Source organism: Bradyrhizobium genomosp. I (2014), assembly GCF_000261685.1.
In the GTDB taxonomy this organism is placed as follows: domain Bacteria; phylum Pseudomonadota; class Alphaproteobacteria; order Rhizobiales; family Xanthobacteraceae; genus Bradyrhizobium.
In genome coordinates this window covers 1-4,582 of the sequence record NZ_AJQE01000401.1, presented here as the reverse complement: position 1 = coordinate 4,582, position 4,582 = coordinate 1, and the positions used below count along the sequence as shown (strand labels likewise).

Sequence of the window (4,582 nt, the reverse complement as noted above, 5' to 3'; positions counted from 1 at the left end):
GCTCCGTGCTTCCGAGCAGCTCAAGGGCCTGCGCACCAAGAACGACGACCAGAAGACCGGCGTCGAGATCGTGCGCAAGGCGCTGTCGGCTCCCGCCCGCCAGATCGCGATCAACGCCGGTGAAGACGGCTCGGTGATCGTCGGCAAGATCCTGGAGAACAAGACCTACAATTACGGCTTCGACTCCCAGACCGGCGAATATGCCGACCTCGTCAAGAAGGGCATCATCGACCCGACCAAGGTGGTCCGCACCGCGATCCAGAACGCAGCCTCGGTGGCCGCGCTCCTGATCACCACGGAAGCCATGGTCGCCGAGCTGCCCAAGAAGGGCGGCGCCGGCCCGGCAATGCCCCCCGGCGGCGGCATGGGCGGCATGGACTTCTAAGGCGACGAAGTCGTCCCGGACGCGGTGCAGCGCGCAGCGGTGCACCGCAGATCCGGGATCTCGCTCCACAACTACAAAACCCCGGCAGTGATGCCGGGGTTTTTGTTTGAACTCCGTCATCCGGCGCGCCTTTGGCGCGCGCCCGGAATGACGAGACGGGGGACTGCTCCCTACTGCACTTTCCCCATCCGCTCAGGGCGCAGTTCGCCCCTGGAGTCCAGCGACCAGTAGATCCGCGTCACCTTTCCGACCAGATTGTCCAGGGGGATGAAGCCCATCGCCGACTGGAAGCGACTGTCGGTCGAGTTGTCGCGATTGTCGCCCATCGCGAAGAAATGGCCTGGCGGCACGGTGACAACAGCGGTGTTGTCGACATAGCCGCGGTCGACGCAGTCGTAGGTGACATAGCTCGCGCCGTTCGGCATCGTCTCGCACCAGCGTTTGGCTCTCGCGCCCGGTTCGGCTCCGCAGGCGGAGCCCGCGGGCAAGGCCGTCAGAGCGACGCGCGTCACCGGCTTGTCATTGAGAAACAGCTGCCCTTCCCGCATTTGGATGCGGTCGCCGGGCAGGCCAACGAGGCGCTTCACATAAACGTTCGACGGGTCCTTCGGCGTCGCGAACACGACGATATCGCCATGGGCGGGATCGGCGGCGCCGAAACGGCCAGAGATGAAGGACGGCGCATAAGGGAACGAATAGCGGCCCCAGCCATAGGCATATTTGGCGGCCAGGACGTTGTCGCCGTCCATCAACGTCGGGATCATCGAGCCTGAAGGGATATTGAACGGCTGAAACAGGAAGGTTCGAAACAGGAACAACGGCGACCACAGCACCGGGATCATCAGGATCAGGATGACGATCGCCTTCCATTCCCGCGATCGTGCGGAGGGACGGATGGCCTGCTCGAGCGTGGTCATGAATCTGTCCTGATGAAGACGGTGGTTGCGAGCTTACGCAACCTGCACGCGCGCGCAACCCATGACTTGGTCGCGCGGCGCCGCGGATCGCGTTCACGTGACGATCAGCGGTTCGAGAGATCCCTGAAGCAGAACCGCACCCAGTCGATCGTCACGCGCGTCGCCGGATCGCGCTTGAGATGGTTCTGCACCAAGAGCCAGACATCGCGCCGCTTTGGCAGCAAGGTGGCGCGCAGGCTGCGATCCGACAGCAATGTTCTACAACTATGCTCGGGCAGCACGCCGACGGCCTGATGCGACTGGATCATGGTCCTGACGATGCGGACATTGTCGGTGATGCAGCGGACGTTCTTCAGACGCTTGGCACGGAGGAATTGCTGCTCGGGGATCGCGTCGAGCTCGTCGGGATAGACGCAGGCCACAGGCTCACCGCCGCCGCGGTCCGCGGGCTCGAAGAAATACAGCCTGACCTCGCCGAGCTTGGAGATGGTGAAGTCGCCCTTCTCCGGCTTGCGCAGGCGAATGGCGAGATCGGCCTGCCAGCGCGAGAACTTGACGTTGCCGCTGGAGGTGAGGAATTGCAGCGTCAGCCCCGGGTGATCGCGCAGGAAGCTGCCCGCATGCGGCGCCAGCAGCTCTTCGGCGACCGCATTGGTCGAGGCGATGCGCAGCCGCCCGACCGGGCCCACCTGGCTCTCCTTGATGCGGTCGATCGCCGCCGCATGCGCCGCCATCGCGCCGACATGCTCGAGCACCGCCTCGCAATGCCGCGTCGGCCGGCGCAGGCCGTCCACCGCCTCGAACAAGGGCACGCCGAGATCGCGCTGGATGCGTGCCAGCCTGCGGCCGACGGTGGTCTCGTCGATGCGCAGCCGCGCGCTGGCGCCGGCATAGGTGCCCTCGTCCCTCACCGCGGCAATGATGCGCAGGTCGTCCCAGTTCATGAGGCCGAGCCTAGCAGGCGGCGGCGCCTTCCTGCAAATTTGCAGCCGTATGCCGCAATATTCCGGCACAATGGCAGGCTCCGGCTGCGCTAGTGTCGCCTCATCCGACATTCCCCAGAAGGCCCCACCAGCATGACCGCTCCAAAGACCCTGCTCGAACTCGCCGGCGCCGATCTCAATCCGCCGAAGCTCAACGAGGCCTGCCTCGTGCTGATCGACATCCAGAACGAATACTGCGCCGGTCCGCTGGCCCTGCCCGATGCACAGCCAGCGATCGCGGCGGCTGCGCGCCTGCTCGCGCGCGCGCGGGAGAGCGGCGCTGCGATCATCCACGTCGCGCACAGGGGCCGCGCCGGCGGCCTGTTCGACCGCGAGGCCGCGCGCGGCGCGATCGTCGAGCGCCTGACGCCGCTCGCCAGCGAGCCCGTGATCGAGAAAGCGCTGCCAAATGCCTTTGCCGGCACCGACCTGCAGACCCGGCTGGCCGCGACCGGACTCAAGAACATCGTGCTGGCCGGCTTCATGACGCATATGTGCGTGTCTTCGACGGCCCGCGCCGCGCTCGATCTCGGCCTGCGCACGACGATCGCGGCCGACGCCTGCGCCACCCGCGACCTGCCCGACGGGCGCGGCGGCACGCTGGACGCCCGGACGATCCATCAGGTCGCGCTGGCCGAATTGTCGGACCGCTTCGCGATCATCGCGCAGGTCGAAGCACTGACCTGATGGAGAGTGCGATGCTGCAGCTCTATTTCTTTCCGATGGCCTGCTCGCTCTCGAGCCGCATCGCGCTGATGGAGGCCGATATCGAGGCGCAGTATCACCTCGCCCATATCTGGACCAAGAGGATCGTGGACGACGGCAGCGATTTCCGCGACCTGTCGCCGATGGGCGCGGTGCCGGTCCTGGTGCTGGAGAATGGCGATCGGTTGACCGAGAGCGCAGCGGTGCTGCAATACATCGCCGACCTAAAGCCGCAGGCGGGCCTCGCGCCCCGCTTCGGCGATCCGGACCGCTATCGGCTGCAGGAATGGCTGAGCTTCATCGGCGCCGAGATCCACAAAGCGTTCCTGTTTCCGACCTTCTGGTACAAGGACGAGGGCTCGCTCGCCAAGCCGCGGGCACGGATCGCGCAGACATTGTCGGTGCCTGCTACGCACCTTGCGAGCCGCGAATTCCTCGTCGGCAACGGCTTCACCGTCGCGGATGCCCATCTTACCTGGGCCTTGCTGCTGCTGCGTCCCGCAGGAATAGACATCGCGCAATGGCCGTCCTTGTCGACCTATCTCGAGCGCATGCAGGCGCGGCCCGCGGTGAAAGCAGCGATCGTGACCGAGATGGCGCTGCGCAGGGCGATGGCGGCGTGAGGGCTCCTCACTCCACTCGCGCCAGCACCGCGAGCTTGCGGATGCCCTTGTTGCGGTAGGCGTCGAGGAACGCGTAGTAATCCTTGAACGACACGCAGCCGTTGGAATCGCCGTTCGGCCCGAGCATGAAGGTGTGCGCGAGCAGGCCGTCGCGGCCGTAGATCGCGCTCTCGCCGCCGATCGGGGTCAGGCGCAGCGCCGGCACGCCGTGGAACAGCGCCTCGCGCGGCTTCAGCGTGTAGATATGTGGCGGCGTCACGCCGCGCATGCGGATTTTCGAGGAGCGCGGATCGTCGAGATTGGAGCCGAGGCCCGAATGCGCCTCGAGCTTGGTGCCGTCGGGCAGATACACCGTCCTGGCGGTGATGTCGTAGACCGCGGTGTCGCGCTCATAGGGCGGCGCGCCGCCGAACATCGGATTCTGCTCCTTCGGCGCGATGGACGCGGTCACGCTGGCATCGGCCGAGGCGTAGGCGAGCAGCCCGCCGGACGGCTCGCGCTTGCCCCAGAGCTTTTCGACCATCGACTGGCGCGGACCGGTGATCGACATCACCGCGGCCTTGGCGCGATCGGCGAACGATTTCGGCTTGGCCTCGGGCGCCGGCACGATCTGGGCCGGATCGGCCGAGGCCAGCTGCATCTGGGCATCCGGCGCACGCTTGGCCTTGTCGGCAGCCTTGTCAGTGGTCCTGTCAGCAGCCCTGGCTGCCGGCTTCAGCGCTTCCGCGGCCTTCGCGATCACGCTCTGCTTCGGGGCGTCCTTCGAAGATTCCCTGGCCGCCGCAACCTGGGTCGCGGGCGCGGCGCTCGCCGCATTCGATGGCACGCCCTCCGTCCCAGCCGCGGCAAAGCGCTCGTTGAACATCTCGCGCGAGATCGGAGCTGCGACCTGGAGCCGGTCGGGCAGCAGCGCGAAGGTTTCCCTGATGGCCTCGCCGGCCTCGCGCAGCGCCACTTTGGGCGCACGCT

Annotated in this window: 6 protein-coding genes; 3 read left to right on the top strand and 3 right to left on the bottom strand. The window is 66.5% G+C overall.

Features of this window, described 5'->3' with window-relative positions; all coding sequences use genetic code 11:
* Nucleotides 1-385, top strand: a 385-nt coding sequence (locus tag IC50_RS35370) for a TCP-1/cpn60 chaperonin family protein (RefSeq protein WP_035716033.1), incomplete at its 5' end; no start/stop codon positions are given.
* Nucleotides 386-555: 170 nt separating this feature from the next.
* Here the strand turns inward: IC50_RS35370 and lepB are convergent.
* Both lepB and IC50_RS35360 read right to left on the bottom strand, forming a co-directional pair.
* Complete coding sequence (lepB, locus tag IC50_RS35365) at nt 556-1,302, bottom strand: signal peptidase I (protein ID WP_035716029.1); 747 nt, start codon at nt 1,300-1,302, stop codon at nt 556-558.
* A gap of 104 nt (nt 1,303-1,406) precedes the next feature.
* Nucleotides 1,407-2,246: a LysR family transcriptional regulator gene (locus IC50_RS35360; protein WP_035716027.1), complete on the bottom strand. Its 840-nt coding sequence runs from the start codon at nt 2,244-2,246 to the stop codon at nt 1,407-1,409.
* Nucleotides 2,247-2,378: 132 nt separating this feature from the next.
* Here IC50_RS35360 and IC50_RS35355 point away from each other — a divergent pair, with 132 nt between their 5' ends.
* Nucleotides 2,379-2,972 carry a cysteine hydrolase family protein gene (locus IC50_RS35355; protein ID WP_035716024.1) on the top strand — a complete coding sequence of 198 codons (594 nt, stop codon included), beginning with the start codon at nt 2,379-2,381 and terminating at the stop codon, nt 2,970-2,972.
* Nucleotides 2,973-2,983: 11 nt separating this feature from the next.
* The gene (locus tag IC50_RS35350) at nt 2,984-3,613 is read left to right on the top strand and encodes a glutathione binding-like protein (protein ID WP_035716037.1); all 630 of its coding nucleotides are present in this window, start codon (nt 2,984-2,986) and stop codon (nt 3,611-3,613) included.
* A gap of 7 nt (nt 3,614-3,620) precedes the next feature.
* On the opposite strand, the gene IC50_RS35345 is transcribed toward IC50_RS35350, so the two are convergent.
* A partial coding sequence (locus tag IC50_RS35345) for a DUF2778 domain-containing protein (protein WP_035716022.1) occupies nt 3,621-4,582 on the bottom strand: 962 nt, incomplete at its 5' end.

Excerpts from the sequence above, each read along its gene's own strand:
- IC50_RS35355 (WP_035716024.1), top strand. The coding sequence starts at position 2,379 with ATGACCGCTCCAAAGACCCTGCTCGAACTCGCCGGCGCCGATCTCAAT.
- lepB (WP_035716029.1), bottom strand. The coding sequence starts at position 1,302 with ATGACCACGCTCGAGCAGGCCATCCGTCCCTCCGCACGATCGCGGGAA.
- IC50_RS35360 (WP_035716027.1), bottom strand. The coding sequence starts at position 2,246 with ATGAACTGGGACGACCTGCGCATCATTGCCGCGGTGAGGGACGAGGGC.
- IC50_RS35350 (WP_035716037.1), top strand. The coding sequence starts at position 2,984 with ATGCTGCAGCTCTATTTCTTTCCGATGGCCTGCTCGCTCTCGAGCCGC.